Here is a 227-nt window from a genome sequence, read left to right as displayed (position 1 = left end):
GCGTATTTAGGCTTAAAACTAATCAACATGTGAACGTGGTCCGGCATAACTTCCATTCGTTCAATGGTCACCTCATTCAGATCGGCAATTCGTTGCAAAATTGATTTCATGTCGGTAATTAATTGTGAGGTTGTGAATGCGGGGTGCCGATATTTAGTTACCCAGATTAAATGAAAATGAAAATTGTAAACATAGTTGCGTTCGTAAATAGCTTCATCTAAACGCTG

1 protein-coding gene is annotated in these 227 nt (G+C 38.3%); it reads right to left on the bottom strand.

Features of this window, described 5'->3' with window-relative positions:
• On the bottom strand, nt 1–227 hold a 227-nt coding region (gene tnpA / locus KTE19_RS13820; protein WP_217342534.1), incomplete at both ends, for an IS200/IS605 family transposase.

Origin of the sequence: Lentilactobacillus dabitei, assembly GCF_019061365.1 — a bacterium.
GTDB classification, from domain to species: domain Bacteria; phylum Bacillota; class Bacilli; order Lactobacillales; family Lactobacillaceae; genus Lentilactobacillus; species Lentilactobacillus dabitei.
Note: the sequence above shows the minus strand (reverse complement) of the source record. Positions and strands in the feature narration are given on the sequence as shown.